This is a genomic window from Burkholderia sp. 9779_493, assembly GCF_015712215.1.
Taxonomy (GTDB): Bacteria; Pseudomonadota; Gammaproteobacteria; order Burkholderiales; family Burkholderiaceae; genus Burkholderia; species Burkholderia cenocepacia.
This window is the reverse complement of the sequence record NZ_JACCQA010000003.1, coordinates 122,949-142,156: the sequence shown is the minus strand read 5'-3', so window position 1 is coordinate 142,156 and position 19,208 is coordinate 122,949. Positions and strand designations below refer to the sequence as shown.

The 19,208-nt window shown below is 69.9% G+C and carries 15 protein-coding genes; 9 read left to right on the top strand and 6 right to left on the bottom strand.

What is annotated here, in order from left to right; genetic code table 11:
• Positions 1-342: 342 nt before the first annotated feature.
• The 5 genes from H0X95_RS03770 to H0X95_RS03750 all read left to right on the top strand — a co-directional run bounded on the left by H0X95_RS03770 (position 343) and on the right by H0X95_RS03750 (position 6,069).
• Positions 343-1,899 (top strand): 3-hydroxyacyl-CoA dehydrogenase, encoded by a 1,557-nt coding sequence (locus tag H0X95_RS03770; protein WP_059720793.1) that lies wholly within the window; start codon positions 343-345, stop codon positions 1,897-1,899.
• A gap of 60 nt (positions 1,900-1,959) precedes the next feature.
• Positions 1,960-3,282, top strand: a complete 1,323-nt coding sequence (paaK, locus tag H0X95_RS03765) for a phenylacetate--CoA ligase PaaK (protein WP_059720794.1) — start codon at positions 1,960-1,962, stop codon at positions 3,280-3,282.
• 38 nt (positions 3,283-3,320) lie between these two features.
• Positions 3,321-4,121: an enoyl-CoA hydratase-related protein gene (locus tag H0X95_RS03760; protein ID WP_059720795.1), complete on the top strand. Its 801-nt coding sequence runs from the start codon at positions 3,321-3,323 to the stop codon at positions 4,119-4,121.
• 137 nt (positions 4,122-4,258) lie between these two features.
• Entirely contained in the window at positions 4,259-4,930 is a 672-nt protein-coding gene (locus H0X95_RS03755) for a MarC family protein (RefSeq protein WP_006483966.1), read from the top strand.
• A gap of 158 nt (positions 4,931-5,088) precedes the next feature.
• On the top strand, positions 5,089-6,069 hold the full coding sequence (locus H0X95_RS03750) for an aldo/keto reductase (protein ID WP_006483965.1): 981 nt from the start codon (positions 5,089-5,091) through the stop codon (positions 6,067-6,069).
• Between the two features lie 31 nt (positions 6,070-6,100).
• Here H0X95_RS03750 and H0X95_RS03745 read toward each other — a convergent pair whose 3' ends face one another.
• The 5 genes from H0X95_RS03745 to H0X95_RS03725 form a co-directional block, all read right to left on the bottom strand.
• A complete protein-coding gene (locus H0X95_RS03745; RefSeq protein ID WP_059720839.1) occupies positions 6,101-6,967 on the bottom strand; it encodes a CPBP family intramembrane glutamic endopeptidase in 867 nt (288 codons plus the stop codon).
• An 85-nt stretch (positions 6,968-7,052) separates the two neighbouring features.
• Positions 7,053-7,709 (bottom strand): VC0807 family protein, encoded by a 657-nt coding sequence (locus H0X95_RS03740; RefSeq protein ID WP_006488931.1) that lies wholly within the window; start codon positions 7,707-7,709, stop codon positions 7,053-7,055.
• 109 nt (positions 7,710-7,818) lie between these two features.
• Complete coding sequence (locus H0X95_RS03735) at positions 7,819-9,912, bottom strand: sensor histidine kinase (protein ID WP_227739700.1); 2,094 nt, start codon at positions 9,910-9,912, stop codon at positions 7,819-7,821.
• A 286-nt stretch (positions 9,913-10,198) separates the two neighbouring features.
• On the bottom strand, positions 10,199-11,263 hold the full coding sequence (locus tag H0X95_RS03730) for a 2,3-butanediol dehydrogenase (protein ID WP_059720797.1): 1,065 nt from the start codon (positions 11,261-11,263) through the stop codon (positions 10,199-10,201).
• A gap of 348 nt (positions 11,264-11,611) precedes the next feature.
• Positions 11,612-12,352, bottom strand: a complete 741-nt coding sequence (locus H0X95_RS03725; RefSeq protein WP_059720798.1) for a GNAT family N-acetyltransferase — start codon at positions 12,350-12,352, stop codon at positions 11,612-11,614.
• Between the two features lie 211 nt (positions 12,353-12,563).
• On the opposite strand from H0X95_RS03725, the gene H0X95_RS03720 reads away from it, so the two are divergent.
• Positions 12,564-13,772 carry an MFS transporter gene (locus tag H0X95_RS03720; RefSeq protein WP_059720840.1) on the top strand — a complete coding sequence of 403 codons (1,209 nt, stop codon included), beginning with the start codon at positions 12,564-12,566 and terminating at the stop codon, positions 13,770-13,772.
• Between the two features lie 41 nt (positions 13,773-13,813).
• The gene (locus tag H0X95_RS03715) at positions 13,814-14,296 is read left to right on the top strand and encodes a DUF3331 domain-containing protein (RefSeq protein ID WP_006487344.1); all 483 of its coding nucleotides are present in this window, start codon (positions 13,814-13,816) and stop codon (positions 14,294-14,296) included.
• A 24-nt stretch (positions 14,297-14,320) separates the two neighbouring features.
• Here the strand turns inward: H0X95_RS03715 and H0X95_RS03710 are convergent, their stop codons facing one another.
• Positions 14,321-15,523 (bottom strand): GNAT family N-acetyltransferase, encoded by a 1,203-nt coding sequence (locus H0X95_RS03710; RefSeq protein WP_006487338.1) that lies wholly within the window; start codon positions 15,521-15,523, stop codon positions 14,321-14,323.
• 172 nt (positions 15,524-15,695) lie between these two features.
• On the opposite strand from H0X95_RS03710, the gene pdxR reads away from it, so the two are divergent.
• Positions 15,696-17,174 carry a MocR-like pyridoxine biosynthesis transcription factor PdxR gene (pdxR, locus tag H0X95_RS03705; RefSeq protein ID WP_059720799.1) on the top strand — a complete coding sequence of 493 codons (1,479 nt, stop codon included), beginning with the start codon at positions 15,696-15,698 and terminating at the stop codon, positions 17,172-17,174.
• Between the two features lie 343 nt (positions 17,175-17,517).
• Positions 17,518-19,101, top strand: a complete 1,584-nt coding sequence (locus H0X95_RS03700; protein WP_195904287.1) for a trypsin-like peptidase domain-containing protein — start codon at positions 17,518-17,520, stop codon at positions 19,099-19,101.
• Positions 19,102-19,208 lie beyond the last annotated feature (107 nt).

The window sequence follows — 19,208 nt, the reverse complement described above, 5'->3', positions numbered from 1 at the left end:
GCGGATGGCGAGACGAGCGCACGTGACGACGCGTGGCCGGCGGCTCGATCCGACCCCGACAGGGCGGGCGACGATGGACGGCGGTGACGGCGCGACACGCTTTCCCCCTGAAATCCGGCAATTTGTCGAATTTTATCAGGCGTTCGGGGGTCACTATCTCATATTCGAACACTTACGTTGACCTTTCGGTTGATAAAAAGTTGCCCGACGTTTCGATTTTTTTGTCGTTGCAGTTTCCGTAACGATGTCTTGCACGACAAATTCGGGCTCGCCCTGACATAAATCTACCGACCGGTCGGTTTATAATCGCTCGCACTTCCACTTCATGACGGATCGCAAGCGATGGCTGTTTCCTCTGCACATTCGGTGAACTCGGGCGCACTCGCGCCGTCGGCCGTCGTCGGCGTGATCGGCGCCGGCGCGATGGGCGCGGGCATTGCGCAGGTCGCGGCGGCGGCCGGCCATGCGGTGCTGCTCTACGACCTGAACGAAGCGGCCTGCGACAAGGCGCTGGCCGGCATCCGTGCCCAGTTCGCCCGGCTGGCCGAGAAGGGCCGGCTCGAACCGGCGCAGGCCGACGCGGCCGGCAACCGGGTCCGCGCGGTGCGCGCGCTGGCCGATTTCGCGGGGGCGGCGCTGATCGTCGAGGCGGCGGCCGAACGGCTCGACGTGAAGCGCGAGATTTTCGCGACGCTCGAACGTCATGTCGACGACGCGTGCGTGCTCGCGACCAACACGTCGTCGATCTCGATCACGTCGATCGCGACCGGGCTGCGCGTGCCGCAGCGCGTCGCCGGCCTGCATTTCTTCAATCCCGCGCCGCTGATGGCGCTCGTCGAAGTGGTCAGCGGGCTCGCGACCGCGCCCGAGGTTGCGCAGATGCTGTATGCGACCGCCGCTGCGTGGGGCAAGCAACCGGTGATGGCGAAATCGACGCCGGGCTTCATCGTGAACCGCGTCGCACGGCCGTATTACGCGGAGGCGTTGCGCGTGCTGAACGAGCAGGGCGGCGCACCGGCGTCGATCGATGCGGTGATGCGCGAAGCCGGCGGGTTCCGGATGGGGCCGTTCGAGTTGATGGACCTGATCGGCCACGACGTGAACTTCGCGGTGACCGAGTCGGTGTTCCGCGCGTACTTCAACGACCCGCGCTACACGCCGTCGCTGATCCAGCAGGAACTCGTCAACGCGGGCTTCCTCGGACGCAAGTCCGGACGCGGCTTCTATTCGTATGCGGACGGCGCGACGCCGCCTGCCCCCGATCTCGAACCGCCGCGCGCCGCGCCGGCGGACGTCGTGCTGTTTGCGCAGGAGGGCCCGGCCGCCGCGCTGCATGCGCGCTTCGTCGACCGTATCGCAGGCGCCCGTCAGGCCGGTGCGCAACCGGACGATCTGCTGGCCACGGCCGGCCGCGCGTCGATCGCGCTGACCGATGGCCGGACGGCCACCGCGCGCGCCGCACAAACGGGCGTGGCGGATCTCGTGCTCGTCGATCTCGCGCGCGATTACGCGCAGGCGGGGCTCGTCGCGCTGACCCGCGCGCTCCAGTGCGGCGACGCGGCCTATGCGGATGCGGTCGGCTTGTTCCAGCAGGCGGGCTTTCGTGTCGTCGGCGTCGCGGACGTGCCGGGGATGGTCGCGATGCGCACCGTCGCGATGCTCGCGAACGAAGCGGCCGACACGGTGAACCAGGGCGTGTGCTCGCCGGCCGATCTCGATCTCGCGATGGAGAAGGGCGTGAACTATCCGTGCGGCCCGCTCGCGTGGGCCGACGCGATCGGCCTCGGCCGCGTGCACCGCGTGCTGTCGAACCTCGCGGCGAGCTACGGCGAGGACCGCTATCGCGTGTCGCCGCGCCTCGCCGCGCTGCATGCGGCCGGCCGCACGTTCCGGTCGTAGCCGCCCGCCCCGGTTACTTCGAACACGATAACGACATCACGCCATTGGAGGAGCACCCCGATGACTCACCCGACGCATCCCGCCGCCGCCCTCGAGCCGATCGAGACCGCCAGCCGCGACGAACTGCAGGCGCTGCAGCTCGAACGCCTCAAGTGGTCGCTGCGCCACGCGTACGACAACGTCCCGCACTATCGCCGCACGTTCGACGCGGCCGGAGTGCATCCGGACGACCTGAAATCGCTCGCCGATCTCGCGAAATTCCCGTTCTCGACCAAGAACGACCTGCGCGACAACTATCCGTTCGGCCTCTTCGCGGTGCCGCGCGAGCAGGTCGTGCGCGTGCACGCATCGAGCGGCACGACCGGCAAGCCGACCGTGGTCGGCTACACCGCGCGCGACATCGACACGTGGGCGAACGTGACCGCGCGCTCGATCCGCGCGGCCGGCGGCCGCCCGGGCGATACGCTGCACAACGCGTTCGGCTACGGCCTGTTCACCGGCGGCCTCGGGATTCACTACGGCGCGGAGCGGCTCGGCTGCATGGTCGTGCCGATGTCCGGCGGGCAGACCGAGAAGCAGGTGCAACTGATTCGCGACTTCGAGCCGAAGATCATCCTCGTCACGCCGTCGTACATGCTGAACCTGATCGACGAGATGGTGCGGCAGGGGATGAACCCGGCCGAATCGTCGCTGAAGATCGGCATCTTCGGCGCCGAACCGTGGACGCAGGCGCTGCGCAATGAAGTGGAGACGCGCGTGGGCATCGACGCGCTCGACATCTACGGGCTGTCGGAAGTGATGGGCCCGGGCGTCGCGTGCGAATGCGTCGAGACGAAGGACGGCCCGGTGATCTGGGAAGACCATTTCTACCCGGAGATCATCGATCCCGTCACCGGCGAGGTGCTGCCCGACGGCAGCCAGGGCGAGCTCGTGTTCACGTCGCTGACGAAGGAGGCGATGCCGGTGATCCGCTACCGCACGCGCGACCTCACCGCGCTGCTGCCGCCGACCGCGCGCGCGATGCGCCGGCTCGCGAAGATCACGGGCCGCTCCGACGACATGCTGATCGTGCGCGGCGTGAACGTGTTTCCGAGCCAGATCGAGGAGATCGTCGTCGCGCTGCCGCTGTTGTCGGGCCAGTTCCAGATCACGCTGTCGCGCGACGGTCACATGGACCGGCTCGACCTCGCGGTCGAGTTGCGCTCCGAGGCGGCGGCGTCCGTCACCGACGGCGAGCGCGCGGCGCTCGCGCGCGAGTTGCAGCACCGGATCAAGACGATGGTCGGCGTGTCGTCCGGCGTGACGGTGCTGGCAGCCGGCGGCATTCCGGCGACCGCGACCGGCAAGGCGCGCCGCGTGATCGATCGCCGTCAGGCCGCCTGATGTCGAGGTGTGCCGTTCTACCCGAGGAAACCTGTTCGATGGATGAATTGAAGACCCTGGCCGTCACGGTCGATGCGCGCGGCATCGCGACCGTCGCGCTGCAGCGCGGCGACGTGCTGAACGCGTTCGACGAGACGATGATCGCGGAGCTGACCGACGCGTTCACGACGCTCGGCCGGCGCGACGACGTGCGCGCGATCGTGCTGCGTTCGGACGGTCGCGCATTTTGCGCGGGCGCCGACCTGCAGTGGATGCAGCGTGCGAGCGCGAACGACGCGACCGCGAACCTGCGCGACGCCGAGCGGTTCGCCGCGATGATGCGCGCGATCCGGCAGTGCCCGAAACCGACGGTCGCACGCGTGCAGGGCCACGCGTTCGGCGGCGGGGTCGGGTTGTGCGCGGCCTGCGACATCGTGATTGCCAGCGATCACGCGCGCTTCTCGGTCAGCGAGGCGCGTTTCGGGATCCTGCCGGCCGTGATCGGTCCGTATCTGGTCGAGGCGGTCGGCCAGCGCCAGGCGCGCCGGCTCGCGCTGACCGCGACGCAGCTCGCGGCCGCCGAAGCCGTCGCGATCGGGCTGATCCATCAGGCCGTGCCGCTCGATGCGCTCGACGACACGCTCGAACGGACGCTCGCGGAACTGGGCCGCAACGGCCCGCACGCGCTGATGGAGATCAAGCGCTTTTTCGATGCGATCGGCGAATACCCGCCGTCGGACGAACGCGCGGCGTTCACCGCGCAGACGATCTCGCGGGTGCGGGCGACGCCGGAAGCGAAGGAAGGCTTCGCGGCCTTCTTCGCGAAGCGGCCGCCGGCGTGGGAGGCGGGCGCCGAATAAGGCTGCACGACGAAACTCGACCGCGACCGTCGGCGCAACCGGGCCGGCCGTATTTTGCGTCTCGGGCGCGAGCGCTTGCACTACAATGCGTGACCCCCGGCGCGCTGCCGGCCCAGCCCCGACCGATGCTTCGCACGATGATCGTCAACCGCCTTGTCTCCGAGATCCTGTTCGGCTTTACCGGCCTGATCGGCATCATCAATCCGATCGGCATCGCGTTCCTGTTTCTCGAACGGACCGAGGCGCTCACCGCGTACGAACGGGATCTGCTCGCGAGGAAGGTCGCGTTCAACGCGTTCGTCGTCCTGATGGTCGCGTTCTTCGCCGGCACGCCGGTGCTGCATTTCTTCGGGATCTCGATGGAAGCGCTGCGGATCGGCGGCGGCTTCGCGGTCGCGGTGGCCGGCTGGCAGATGCTGAACGAGCCCGACGGGCCGGGCGGCGGCGACACGCCGGTCAAGCCGATCGACGCGAACGCGATCATGACGCGCGCGTTCTTCCCGTTGACGGTGCCGCTGACGGTCGGTCCCGGCTCGATCGCGACCGCGATCGCGCTGAACGCGAACCGCACGCACAAGCTGTCGGAATTCATGCTGTCGAGCATCGTGTCGATCGCGGTGTCCGTGCTCGTCGCGCTCGTGATCTGGCAGGTCTACAGCCGCTCCGCGCTGCTCGCGCGCTATCTCGGCAGCGAAGGGACCAAGGTCGCGAAGCGCGTGTCGGCGTTCCTGCTGCTGTGCATCGGCGTGCAGATCATGCTGACCGGCTTCTCCGCGTTCCTGCAGCCGATCGCCGACCAGGTCAAGTAACCGGGCCGCCCGGTCCGGCCGTCAAGGTTCGACCTTTCACGCAGCCTGCACGCGGCGCGCGGTCATACGCGTTCGCCGCATGCGGGATACCATGCGACGTCTGGCGGATGCGCGGCGCGCATCCGGCCGCAACCCCAACTTGAGTGGCGAGGCGTGCAATGGAATACGTGAAATTCGGGTCGACCGGGCTGGACGTGTCGAAGCTGGTGCTGGGCTGCATGACGTTCGGCGAGCCGTTGCGCGGCACGCACCCGTGGACGCTGCCGGAAGCGGAAAGCCGGCCGATCATCCAGCGGGCGATCGAGGCCGGCATCAACTTCTTCGACACCGCGAACATGTATTCGGACGGCACGTCGGAGGAGATCGTCGGCCGCGCGCTGCGCGATTTCGCGAAGCGCGACGACGTCGTGATCGCGACCAAGGTGTTCTACCGGATGCGGCCGGGGCCGAACGGCGCCGGGCTGTCGCGCAAGGCGATCATGACCGACATCGACCAGAGCCTGAAGCGGCTCGGCACCGACTACGTCGATCTCTACCAGATTCACCGATGGGACTACGGCACGCCGATCGAGGAGACGCTCGAGGCGTTGCACGACGTCGTGAAGGCCGGCAAGGCGCGCTATATCGGCGCCTCGTCGATGTTCGCATGGCAGTTCGCGAAGGCGCTGCACACGTCGAAGCAGCACGGCTGGACCCGCTTCGTCAGCATGCAGAACCACCTGAACCTGCTGTATCGCGAGGAAGAGCGCGAAATGCTGCCGCTGTGCGAGGACGAAGGCATCGCGGTGATTCCGTGGAGCCCGCTCGCGCGCGGGCGCCTGACGCGCAACTGGGACGAATCGTCGGAACGGCAGCAGAAGGACGAGGTCGGCCAGCAGCTGTACAACGCGACGATCGATGCCGACAAGGCGGTCGTCGAGGCCGTCGCGGCGATCGCCGCCGCGCGCAACGTGCCGCGGGCGCAGGTCGCGCTGGCGTGGGTCGCGCAAAAGCGCGGCGTGACTGCGCCGATCGTCGGCATTTCGAAGCCGCAGCAACTGGACGATGCGCTCGGGGCGCTCGCGCTGAAGCTGACCGACGACGAAATCGCGACGCTCGAACGCCCGTACGTGCCGCACGCGGTGGCCGGGTTCAACTGAGCGGCAACGCGGGCGGCGCCGCGCACCGCGTTCAGCGCGCGGCGGCGAGCATCGGGTAGGTGAACAGGCCGAAGTGGACGACGTTCAGCCCCGCATGCGCGAGCGCGGCGGCGAGCAGGCCGCCGCGCCGCCACGCGAGCCCGTAGCCGACGCCGGCCACCGTGCCGAGCACGATCCATTGCCAGCCGCCCGCGGCGTGCGCGGCGCCGAACAGTACCGCGCCGGCCGCGAGCGCGACCCACGGGCCCCAGGAATACGCGCGCAACACGCGGGTCAGCCCGCCTTGGACATAGCCGCGGAACAGCGCTTCCTCGGCGAGCGTCACCAGCAACAGGTTGTTCGCGAGCCACAGCCAGCCGGACGGCGGCCATTTGGGGGCCCAGCCGACCATCCCGAATGCGAGCGCGCCGGCCAGGCACGCGGCGGCCGTTGCGACGGCCGCCACCGCGCCGGTGCGCAGCGCGCGCGACAGCGCGACGTCGGGCGCGACCCACGGCAGCGCCCACAACAGCCACAGGCCGACGAGCGGCTTGTCGAAATTCAGGTACATCGTGAACGGCACGGCGTCCGGCGTGAAACGGGTCGGCGCGATCACGCGCGGATTGTGGAAGCCGGGAATCAGGTGCAGGCTCAGCGCGATCGCGAGCGCGGCGAAGACGAGATGCGCGGCGATGCGCACCGCGAGCGGCCGCGCGGGCAGCACGCCCCAGCCGGCCGCGATCAGCAGCGCGAATGGCGCCAGCGTGATCGGCGCGAGCTGGCCGAATGCCAGCGCGCCCGCGTAGCCGAGCGCGGCGAGGCCGATGCTCAGGCCGTGCAGTGGGCGATGCCACGCGAATGCGGCGGCCGCGAACAGGGCGAGCCAGATCGTGGCACACGGAAGGAGCGAAAGGGACATGACGGAAAACGGATGGGCGGACGAGACGCCGCGCATCATACAGCAGGTGCCGTGACACGCTGCCGGGCAGCCGGCGCGCCGCGTGTCAGCGGCCGGCGGTTTCGGTGACGCCGCCGCGGCCCGGGATGTCGACGCTGTTGCGCACGCGCATCCGCCGCCGGTACCAGAACGTCCACAGCAGCAGGCAGGCAAACACCGTGTAGCCCATGACCGGCGACACGACCAGCACGCGTTCGACCGGCCAGCTGACGACCATCCACCAGCGCAGCAGCATCTCGACCGTCATGATGGCGCCCCACACGAACGTCATCAGCCGCAGCATCTGCCGCAGGCCCGGCTGCGCGTCCCAGACGGCTTCGAAGTGCGCGGCGCCGCCGTCCATCTCGCGGGCCACGGTCGCGCGGGCCAGATAGTAGATCAGCGGGCGTTCGCGGAACAACGACAGCAGGAACACGATGCCGATCGTGCCCGACCCGATCGATTCGCGCATCAGCAGCGTGCGCGGACTGCCGCCGAACGCCATCCCGACGATCGACAGCGTGATGCCGAGCAGCACGATGGCCGCCACCGCGTCGACGCGGCGCGAGCGGATGAATTCGACGATCGACCAGATGATCGGCGGAACCGCCGACGCATACAGCGCGCCGGTTTCGCCGAAATACGGATGCGCGACCCGATAGGCCACCCAGGGCAGCACGAGGTTGACGAAGAGTTCGAGAATCAGTCCGGTTCGCGGTTTCACGGTGCGCGCTTCCACGCAGGCGGGGCGGACGCGCGGAAGGCGGGTTGCCCCCGGTTGCCCCGAAAAGGGTTCGGTTCAGTATATCGAAGAATCGCGCGGGGTTGCGACGTCACGGGTTTGCCGCCGCCGGCAGCGCGATCGTGATCGTGGTGCCCTGCAGCACGGCGCTCTGCACGTGAATGTCGCCCGCGTGCCGTTCGACGACGGCCTTGACGAACGCCATTCCGAGCCCCACGCCGCCCGTGTCCGGTTGCCCGGCCGTGCGAAAGCGCCGGTAGCGTTCGAACAGCCGCGTCTGGTCCGTATGGCTGATCCCGCAGCCGCGGTCCCGGATCGTGCAGTGCACGGCCCGGCCGTCGGCGCCCGGTTCCACCCGGCATTCGATGCTCGTCAGCGACGGGCTGTACTTGATTGCGTTATCCAGCAGGTTGATCAGCGCGCGCGACAGCAACGCAGGGTCGCCGTGCACGATCGTGTCGTCGCGGCGCGGCACGTCGTCGATCGAGATGCGTTTGCGATGCGCGAGCGGCCATACGGCGTCGCGCGCCTCGTTCATCAGGTCGGCGAGGTTGACCGGCACGCGCTCGTATTCGCTGGCTTCCGCGCGCGACAACTGCGCGAAACCGTCGGCCATCGCCAGCGTATGGCGGGCGAGCCTGCCGATTCTCTCGAATTGCCGCTTTGTCGGTGCGTCGTTCGCGCGGTGTTCCTGCGCGTCGATCAGGATGATCAGCGACGTCAGCGGCGCGCGCATGTCGTGCGAGAACAGCGTCAGCATGTCGTTGCGCTGGCGTTCGAGCATGTCGCGGCGCACATGCGCATGGCGCAAGGTCTCCAGTGCCCGGTCGATGCGGGCGAGCTCGGGCCCGACGCCGCTCGGCATCGCGACGGGCGTCGTATCGCCGTCGCTGAGTGCGACGATCCGGCGGCCGAGCGCATCGAGCGGCGTCGACAGCAGCCGCTGCGTGCCGCGCGCGAGCGACAGCAGGATCGCGACGCTGAGCGCGGTCGCGCATGCCGATACCGCCACCTTGATCCGCGCGGTGTTCCGGTCCGAGACGGCGCGGCGCCGCGCCGCGTCGATCACGCGGTCGCGCAGCCGTTCGCACGGCCCGAAATACGGGACGATCGTCCTCGAAAAATCGCCGGCGCTCATCGCGTAGGCGCCTGTCCGGCCGTTCGCGACGATCGCGTCGACGAGCGGCAGCAGATGACGGTCGAACGCCGCGTTGAGCTGCGCGTACTCGCGGGCCACGTCCGCATCGTCGAGCCGCGCGCCGAGCGCGCCGTCGATCAGTGCGCGCAATTGTTCGATGCGTCCGCGCATCAGCATGATCTCCGCGAACTGCGTGCGATCGAGCGCCTGCCGCGCGAACATCGGCGCGACGAGCAGCGAGCCCGTGCGTCCCGCGTATTCCCGCAGGTCGCTCAGCAGCCGCGCGAGCAGGATCGCGCCCGACGTGCGCGGGTCGCGCATGGCCGTGTCGGTCATCGCGCCGTCGATCAGCAGCGACACCGTGTCGACGACCCGGAACAGGCGCGCCTGCGCATGCTGGATGTCGCGCACCGTGCGGGACGCGAGCGGCCGCGCGTCGAGTGCGTCGACTTCCGCGCGCGCATCGGCGAGCGTGATCCGGATCGCATCGACCGCGTGCAGCAGGTTGCCGCGCTCGCGGTCGTCGAGCGCCGCCGCGTGCCCGATGCCGGCCCGAAAATGCGCGAGCGCGCGGTCGGAACGCTCGCGCGCGGCGCGCAGGTTGCGCCGCTCCGTCGCGGCGTCGGGCTGCGCGCGCACGAGCAGGTCGTTCGTCGGGCCGCGTTCGGCCGAGATCATGTTGGCGGCGATCATCGCGCCGTGGACGAATTCGAAGCTTTGCAGGTCGGCGTTTTCCTGCCGGTATTGGCGCACACTGCCCGCGATGATCGTGCCGCACAGCAAGGCCAGCAGCGTGGTGACGAGCGCGAAGCCGAGATGGGTTTTCTGCTGGATCGTCAGCGAGCGAACGTCGTTTGCGCGTTCCCGATTGAACGAGAGATTCATGGCACACCGTGTTTTGCGAACTATCCCTGGGAGGCCCGTATTCTCGGCCTGTCGGCGCCGTGGCGCCGTGAGGTTCGACAGGTGTTCCGTCGTGACGGGGCGGCAACGATCGCGCCCGGGAAGCCGGATCGCACGCGGCACCGGATCGCGTTGCGCCACCATCCTGTCGACGCCGGACGCATCGTGCTTGATGCGGAGAAACCCTGATCGCGCACCGGTGCGGATCGCGCGTTGCGGTAAATGTTAGGGATTGCGAATGTTCGGGCGCGCCGCTTCCGGAGGGAGCGCGACATGGCGGCTGCCTTGGACGGTGACGACAGAGGGAAGGGATGTGCACGCAGGCGCGCCGCCCGCGCACCGGGGCGACGCTCGACGGGGGGCCGCTATACGCCTGTACGGCGGCCGGCGCGGCGCGGCGGGAATCGATGCCGCGACCGCGCGTGTGCGCTCAGGAAACGGCCGGCCGGACGATGATCTTCACGTTGCGGTCCTTGTGGTTGACCAGTTCCTCGAAGCCGTGCGCGACGATGTCGCCGAGCGCGATGCGCCCGGTGATGAGCGGCTGCACGTCGATGCGGCCGTCCGCGATGAAGCGGATCACGTCCGCGAATTCGCCGTTGTACGCGAGCGAGCCGATCACTTCCTTCTCGGTCGACACGATGTCGAAGAAGTTGAACGGCGCCGGTTCCTCGAAGATGCCGACCATCACCGACTTGCCGGCCTTGCGGATCACGTCGATCGCGAGCTTCGCGGTGGCCGTGTGCCCGATGCACTCGAACGAGACATCCGCGCCGTAGCCGCCCGTCAGCGCCCGGACTTCCGCGATCGCGTCGGACGTCTTCGGATCGACGACCGCGCTCGCGCCGACCTCCAGCGCCTTCTGCTTGCGCGCGGCCGACATTTCCAGCGCGATCACGCGTCCGGCGCCCGCGGCCTTCGCGCACATGATCGTGCACAGGCCGATCGTGCCCGCGCCGACCACGACGACGGTCTGCCCGACGATGTTGCCGGCCTTCTTCACCGCATGCAGCCCGACCGCGAGCGGTTCGATCAGCGCGCCGGCCTCGGTCGGGAAATGGTCGGGCAGCTTGTACAGCAGTTCGGCCGGCACGTTCACGTATTCGGCGAACGCGCCGTTGTTCATCAGCCCGGTGAACGCGAGGTTCTCGCAGATGTTGTACAGCCCGTGCCGGCAATACCAGCAGGTGCCGCAATGCTGGCATGCGTCGGCCGTCACGCGGTCGCCGACCGCGAAGCCCGACACGCCCGCGCCGAGCTCGGCGATCTCGCCGCTGAACTCGTGGCCCAGGATGCACTGGCCTTTCAGGCCGGTCAGCGGATGCGGCGCGTCGACCGGGATGAACACCGGCCCGGCGACGTATTCGTGCAGGTCGGAGCCGCAGATGCCGCACCAGTGCACGCGAATCGTGACCCAGCCTGCCGGCGGGCGTTCCGGAACGGGAACCTCTTCGACGCGGATGTCGTGGCGGCCGTGCCAGACGGCGGCCTTCATGCTGGGGGGAGTGATCGGTGCCGGTGTACTCACGTTGCTGTCTCCGTCAGGTTGTCGTCGGGCGTGCGGCGATGTTGCCGGCGCACCCGTCGCGCGATTGCGCGTTCGACCGGTATGCAGGAACGGGGCCAGCGTGAAGCGGGGCGATGCGTGGCGGCCGGAAAATGTGCGTCGGGTGCGCTGCACCATGTCGCTGTCCGCCGAACGGCAACGATTTGGAAGAAACGGAGCGTCGAATTTGCTGCGATAGCGCCACAGCGAAGCGCGTGAGACGCCGGGACGTTCGTCTCAGCGCAATGAGACGAATCGCGAGACGAACGGCGACGGGCGGCGCCGTTCGATCCGCGTTCAGGCGACGACTTCGTCCACGGCGACCGCGGCGAGCGGCGTGAATCCGGCGGCGCGGTACAGCGGCTGGCCGACCTCGGTCGATATGAGCCACACGCGGCGCGCACCCCGGTGCCGTGCGTGCGCGACGATCGCGGCGAGCAGTTGCGTCGCCAGGCCGCGGCGGCGGTATGCGTCCGCCGTCCCGACGCGGTCGACGACGATATCGCGCGGCGACGCGAAGCCGTAGCGCGCGGTGGCCGCGATCTGTCCGTCGAGCCGGTGCGCGAACAGGAACGCGGCCGGATTCGGCTGGAACGGCGCGAAGGCGCCGCTGGCGTTGAACGCGTCGATCGCGCCAGGCGTGTCGCAGGCCAGCGAAAGCGCGAGCGCGTCGTCGCCGGACAGCCCGTCGATGTCGGCGGCCATGAAATGCTCGTCGGTCAGCCGGCGCGTCCGGCCGTGCAGCGCGGGCGGCAGCGGTGCCGCGCCGTAGCGCGTGATCCACGCGCCAACCGCAAACGGGCCGGCGCCGGACACGGGCGCGCCCTCGATCATGAAATGCTCGAAAGGCCGGCCCATCGCGCCGTCGAACTGCACGACATGGCCGTCCGGGCCGTCGTGCAGCGGCGCATCGCGCCGGTCGCGCGCGGCGCAGTACCCGGCGATGAAGGTGCGCACGGCCGCCTTGCGGCGGGGGAAATCCGTCCAGGCTTCGTCGAGCGGGAACAGCGTGGCCGGTGCAGGGGAGGCGGTCGACATAAGGAGAGGCGCGGCGTTGTCGGACGAAGCGGACAGCTTAGACCAGGATGCCGTCGCGTGTCGCGCCGGCCATTGTCACCATCGCCGAAACGGATCGTTGCGCGCGCTGCCCCTTTACTTGAAGTTAACTTCAATTTGTATCATGTGCGCCAGTCCGATTGCGGTCGCGTGAGACATCCCGTTGCACGCCGCCGCTTCAACGGAGGTGAAGATGACCGAATCGCCTGTCGCGGCCGATGCCGCCACGCTGCCGGCGCGCAGCTACCGGGCCGCCGTCGCGAACGTCGTGCTGGCGAGCATCGTGTCGGCGCTGCACGTCGGCAAGGCGACGATCGGCTTGCCGTCGCTCCAGCACGAGTTTGGCGGCTCGCTCGCGTCGCTGAGCGGGATCATGTCGGTGTTTCCGTTCGTCGGCGTGTTCGGCGGGATCGCCGCCGGCCTGCTGGTGCGGCGCTGGGGCGACCGGCGGCTGCTGGTGACGGGCCTCGTCATCCTCGGCCTGTCGAGCGTGGCCGGCGCCTGGGCCGGCAGCTTCGCGCTGTTGCTGGCCACGCGCTTCGCGGAAGGCCTCGGGTTCGTGATCGTGGTGGTCGCAGCGCCGGCCGTGCTGAACCGCGTGACGCCGCCCGAACGGCGCAATTTCGCGTTCGGCCTGTGGAGCACCTTCATGCCGGCCGGCATGGCGCTGTCGATGCTGGTCGGGCCGCTGCTCGGCGGCTGGCGCAACGGCTGGCTCGCGGCCGCGGCGCTGACGCTCGTCGCGGCGGCCGCGGTGCCGGTCACGACGTCGGCCGACGCGCCGTCGCGGCAGGCGACGACGCGCATCGGCCCCGCGCTGCGCGCTGTGTTCGCGTCGCGCTCGACTACGCTCCTCGCACTGGGCTTCGCGACCTACAACGTGCAGTTCTTCGCGGTGATGACGTTCCTGCCGGTGTTCCTGATGCAGCGCCTCGGCGTCGCGGTCGGCGCGGCGGGGCTGATCAGCGCGGCGATCGTCGCCGCGTGCGTGATCGGCAACCTGACGGCCGGCTGGCTGCTGTCGCGCGGGGCGCGACCGGGGATCGTGATGGCGGCGACGTCGGTCGCGATCGGCGCGGCGGGCGCGGGCCTCTTCGGCGCGGCGACACCCGCGCCGCTCGCGGTCGTGCTCGGGTTCGCGTTTTCGGCGATGGCCGGGATGCTGCCCGCGACCATTCTCGCGTGCGCGCCGGGCTCCGCCCCGTCGCAGTCGCTGGCGCCGCTCAGCATCGGCTGGGTCGTGCAGGGCAACTATCTCGGCCAGGTGATCGGGCCGCTGACGATCGGCGCGATCGTCGGTGCGTTCGGCTGGTCGGGCGGCAGCGGGCTGATGCTCGCGGCCGCCGCCGTCGGCGCGGCGATCGGCCTGTCCCTGCTGCGCGAACCGATGGGCCGGCGCTGAACGCGCCGGCGTCGTTCAACCTGCACGGAAATTCGTCAAGCATGCTCAACACCATGGAAAGCCCGATCTGCGAAGAAGACCTGTCGTGCGACGCGTCCGCGTTCGACGAAGACGATGCGATGCCGTCGCGCGGCGGCGTGATCGCGCATCCGCTCGTGACGATCGGCCGCGCGCCGATTCCGGAGCAGGGGACGGCCGCGGCGTCGCCGTTGCGCCCGCAACTGTTCGTCACGGTGCTGGAGGCGGGCGACGACGGACTGCTGGTGCGATGGGTCGAGAGCGGCCGGTGTCACTACGGCGAGCAGCGCTGGCGGCTGCGCGTCGCGTTGCAGCCCGGTCGCTGCGCGCTTTCCGGGCAGCCGATCGAGCCGGGCGAGCCGGTGTTCCGGCCGGTGCGGCGACCGGTGCCGGCCAACGGCGACGAGATGATCTGCCCGGCGTCGGTGCCGGGTAGGGGCGGTGCGGCGTGCGATGGCGCGCGGCGGGACCGCGACGCACGCGATCCGGCCGATGTTCCGGGCTGAACATCGGCCGTCGGAGCGGCGACGTTACTTCTTCAGGTCGTGCCGGTACTGGATGAAACCGGCGTTGTTCGCGAGCTTGTCGTACAGCGCGCGCGCGGCCGTGTTGGTCTCGTGCGTGAGCCAGTACACGCGGCTCGCGCCGGCTTCGCGGGCCCGTTCGTACACGGCCTCGATCAGCGCGCGGCCGGCACCTTGCCCGCGCGCGTCGGGCGCCGTGTACAGGTCCTGCAGATAGCAGTACGGCCCTTCGGTCCAGCACGAGCGGTGGTAGATCGAATGCACGATCCCGACCAGCGCACCGGACGCGTCGAACGCGCCGAGCACGAACATCGGCTCGGCCGGATCCATCAGGCGCGCCCAGGTCGTCGCGAACACCGCGTCGCTCAGCGCCGTGTCGTAGAACTTCTGGTAACCCTGCCACAGCGGACGCCACGCGGCTTCGTCGGCGGCGACGAGCGGGCGCACCGTGACGCGCGTGGCGTCGTTCGCGCGGCTGGCTGCGTCGCGCGCGCTGGCCTGCGCGTGGCGTATCGCGGTGAGCGGCTGGCGCTGGTTGCCTTCGGCATCGAAGTTCTCCGGTGCGAGCCATGCTTCGAACGCGGCGCGGACGTCCGGCCATTCGCCGTCGATGATCGAGAACCACGCGGTGTCGCGATTGCGGCCGCGATAGACGATCGCCTGCCGGAACGTGCCTTCGTAGCGGAAGCCGAGCCGGGCGGCCGCCTTGCGCGACGGCGCGTTCAGGTCGTCGCACTTCCATTCGTAGCGCCGGTAGCCGAGCGTGTCGAACGCGTACTTCATCAGCAGGAACTGCGCTTCGGTCGAAACCGGCGTGCGCTTGAGCAGCGGCGAGAACGTGACGGAGCCGACCTCGATCACGCCGTTGGCCGGATCGATGCGCATCAGCGCGAGCGTGCCGACCGCGCGACCCGTGGCGCGGTCGATCACCGTGTAGTGCAGCGGATCGGTGCTCGCCTGCGCGCCGCGCGCGTAGTCGCGGTAGCTCGACTCGTCGGCATACGGGCCGTGCGCGAGATAGGTCCAGTCGCTGCCGTCGGGCGCCTGCGCGTAGGCCGCGTACAGGTCGGCCGCATGGCGCTCGGCGTCGAGCGGTTCGAGCCGGCAGTAACGGCCTTCGAGCGCGATGCGCTCGGGGCGCGGACGCGCGGACCAGTCGGGAACGGGTTGGCCGATGGGCTGCTGGAAAGCGTTGGTGAGCGTGGGCAAGGTCGATCTCGCTTCGGTTGGCGGCCGGCGACATGCCGGCATGCAGACGATCGTAGTCCCGGCGAGGTACCATGAGAAGCGCCAGAGAACGGTAAATTTATGGTGCCACGAGTCGTGATCGCAGCCGTTCGCCAATCACCGCAGGTTCGACTTTTCACGCCGCGATATTCCGATGACGACTGCCTTTCCTTCCGGCGCCGCGCCGTTGCTGCCGCTCGATGCGCCGCTGGCACGTACGCCCGGCGCACCGTCGCTGCAGCGCCAGTTGCTGCGCCGCTTGCGCGACGCGATCCTCGGCGGCGCGATGCCGGCCGGCACGCGGTTGCCCGGCACGCGCGCGCTGGCCGAAACGCTCGGCGTGTCGCGCAATACGACGGCCGCCGTGTACGAGCAGCTCGTCGCCGAAGGTTTCCTGCAGTCGGATCGTCGCGGCACGCGGGTCGTCGGGCTGTCGCGGCCGGCGCCGCCGCGCAGGCGGACCGCGCCGCCGGCCGTCGCGCAGCGGCTCGGCCGGATTCGTCCGAGCCTCGTCGGCACCGGCGAATCGGAGGGCTTCCGGCCGGGCGTGCCCGCGCTGTCGCATTTCCCGGTGGATGCGTGGCGGCACGCGATCGACCGCGCGCTGCGCCGTGCCGGCCGCGAGCTGCTCGCGTATGGGGACCCGCTCGGCGAATCCGCCCTGCGCGAATCGATCGCGCGCCATCTGGCCGTCACGCGCGGCGTGCGCTGCGATCCCGAACAGATCGTGATCACCGAAGGCGCTCAAGGCGCGATCGCGCTGTGCGCACAGTTGCTGACCAATCCGGGCGATACGGTGTGGGTCGAGGAGCCCGGCTATCGCGGCGCGCGCACCGCGATGCAGGCGGCCGACCTCGACGTCGTGCCGATGCCGGTGGACGCGGAAGGGCTGCGTGCGGAACCGGACGACTGGCGCGAGCGGCCGCCGCGCCTCGTCTACACGACGCCGTCGAACCAGTTCCCGACCGGCGCCGTGCTGTCGATCTCGCGCCGGCTCGCGCTGATCGATGCGGCACGCCGCCATCGCGCGTGGATCATCGAGGACGACTACGACAGCGAATTCCGTCACACCGGCGAGCCGATCGGCGCGATGCACGGGCTCGCGCCGGACTCGCCGGTCGTCTATCTCGGCTCGTTCAGCAAGACGATGTTTCCGGCGCTGCGGATCGGTTTTCTCGTGCTGCCCTACGCGTTGCTGGCCGCCGTGCGGCCGGCGCTGCCGGAGATGCTGCGCGGCGGGACGCGCCACGTGCAGCTCGCGCTGGCCGATTTCATCGAGACGGGCGAGTACGGCCGGCATCTCGGACGGATGCGCCGGCTGTATCGCGACCGGCGGCGGTTGCTGCTCGCCGCACTCGATAGCAGCCTGAGCGTGCCGCACCAGATCGAGGGCGGCCCGTGCGGGCTGCATCTCGCGCTGCGGCTGCCGGCGCGTTATCGCGATCGCGCGATCGTCGAAGCGGCGCGCGCGCATGGCATCGGGCCGTTTCCGCTGTCGGGTTTCGCGATCGATGCGGCGCGCGCCGGCAACGGGCTCGTGCTCGGTTTCGGCAATACGTCGGCCGATGCGTTCGAGCCGATGTTGCGGATGGTGTCGGCGATCGCAGAGCGGGTGGGCGCGGGGCACGCGTGATGGTAGGGTTTCGCCACCTCGAACTTCCTGCTGCGTGATCGTGATTGCGCTCGGCCTGTCCGCGATGTGCGACAGATGGCATGCCCGGCCGCAGACCGTGACGAAGACCCCGGCACCGACGTCCACCCCAATGCGTGGTGGATATTCGGATTGACGAACCGCGCACTTTGTTCGAAACGGCCGCCCTCGCGGTTCCGCCGCCCGGGCACCTCCCGGCATACGGGTTTCGATTCGTATGTTCCAACCGGCGCGTGGGCTATAAATGGAGGCGTGTACCGGTGCTCGTCGGGCGCCTGCGCGTCTCGCGCAGGGTGGCGTCGCGACTGCCCGGGGGAGGTGCACCGTGGTCTGCCAGACGCTTGCTCGCGCCGTGCTTCGCACCGCGTTGATCGGGGGCGTGCTTGCCGGAATCTTGCCGCCGCCCGCCGCCATCGCCGGCACCCTCGCACCGCCCGCCGCACCGCCCGCGATGAAGGCGCGGCCGCCCGCCGCGCCTTACGCGATGCCGGTCGACTTCCCGGCGATCGTCGAGCGCTACGGCCCGGCGGTCGTGACCATCATGGCCGCCACGCCCGACCCGCAAACCGGCGGCCCGGCCTTTGCCATGCTCGATCCCGACGATCCGCTCGCCGCGTTCTTCCGCCATGGCGCACCGCCGTCCGCGCCGGGGCCGCAGGCGCCGGCGCCCGATACCGCGCCGCGTGCGGTGTCCGGCAGCGGCTCGGGCTTCATCGTCAGCGCCGATGGCCTGATCCTCACGTCCGCTCATGTGGTCGACGAGGCGACCGACGTGACGGTGCGGCTCACCGACCGCCGCGAATTCAAGGCGACGGTGCTGGCCGTCGATCCGCAAAGCGACGTGGCCGTGCTGCGCGTCGACGCGACGAAGCTGCCGTTCGTGCGCGTCGGCGATTCGTCGAAAGTGCGCGCGGGCGAACCGGTGATGACGATCGGCGCGCCGGACGGCTCGGGCAACACGGTCACGGCCGGCATCGTCAGCGCGACGTCGCGCCGGCTGCCGGACGGCAGCGCGTTTCCGTTCTTCGAAACCGACATCGTACCGAACCCCGACAACTCGGGCGGCCCGGTGTTCAATCGCGCGGGTGACGTGATCGGCATCGCGGTGCAGGTCTATACGGGCGCCGACCGCTACGCGAGCACGACGTTCGCCATCCCGATCGCGTTCGCGACGAAGGTGCGCGCCCAGTTGCGTGCGCAACAGCAGGCGCAGATGCAGGCGCAGCAGGCTCCGCCGCTCGCGGCGGAGGCGTCGTCGGGTAATGCGTTCGGCGTCGACGTGCAGGACGTGGGCGTTGGCCTGGCCGCGGCGTTCGGACTGCCGCGTCCGGCGGGCGCACTCGTCAACGGGGTCGCGCCCGGCTCGCCGGCCGCCGCGGCCGGCCTGAAGCCCGGCGACGTGATCGTGAAGGTGGGCGACAAGACGATCGGCCACTCGGCCGAACTGAACGATCTGGCCGGCGCGCTGCCACCGGGCGGCAAGGCGCGGCTGCGTGTGATCCGCAACCGTGCGCCGATGATGCTGACGATCACCGGCGCCGACGACGCGGGCGGTAGCGCGGCCACCACGGTCGGCATGGCCGCGTCGAAGGCCGCCGCGCGGCCGGGGCCGGGTTCGGGGGCGGGCGATGCAGGCGACCACGGCGACCGCCTCGGCCTGACGATGCACGCGTTGAGCGACGACGAGCGCCGTTCGACCGGGCTCGCGGTCGGGATGATGGTGGATGCGGTGCATGGCCCGGCCGCGCGCGCCGGCATCCAGCCGGGCGACGTGGTGCTGGAGCTCAACGACACGCTGCTCGAGACGCCGGACGACGTGCAGACGCTCGAAGCGAGCGGCGGCAGCGTGATCGCCGTGCTGATCCAGCGCAACAACGCGCGGAAGTTCGTGTCGGTGCGCGCGCGTTAGGGCGTTGACGCGGCTGCCGTCGTCCGCCTAACATCGTCCGATATCGCTGGCGGTCCGCCACGCATCCAGGAGCCATTCAGCATGAAAACGGCTTGCTTCATCGTAGT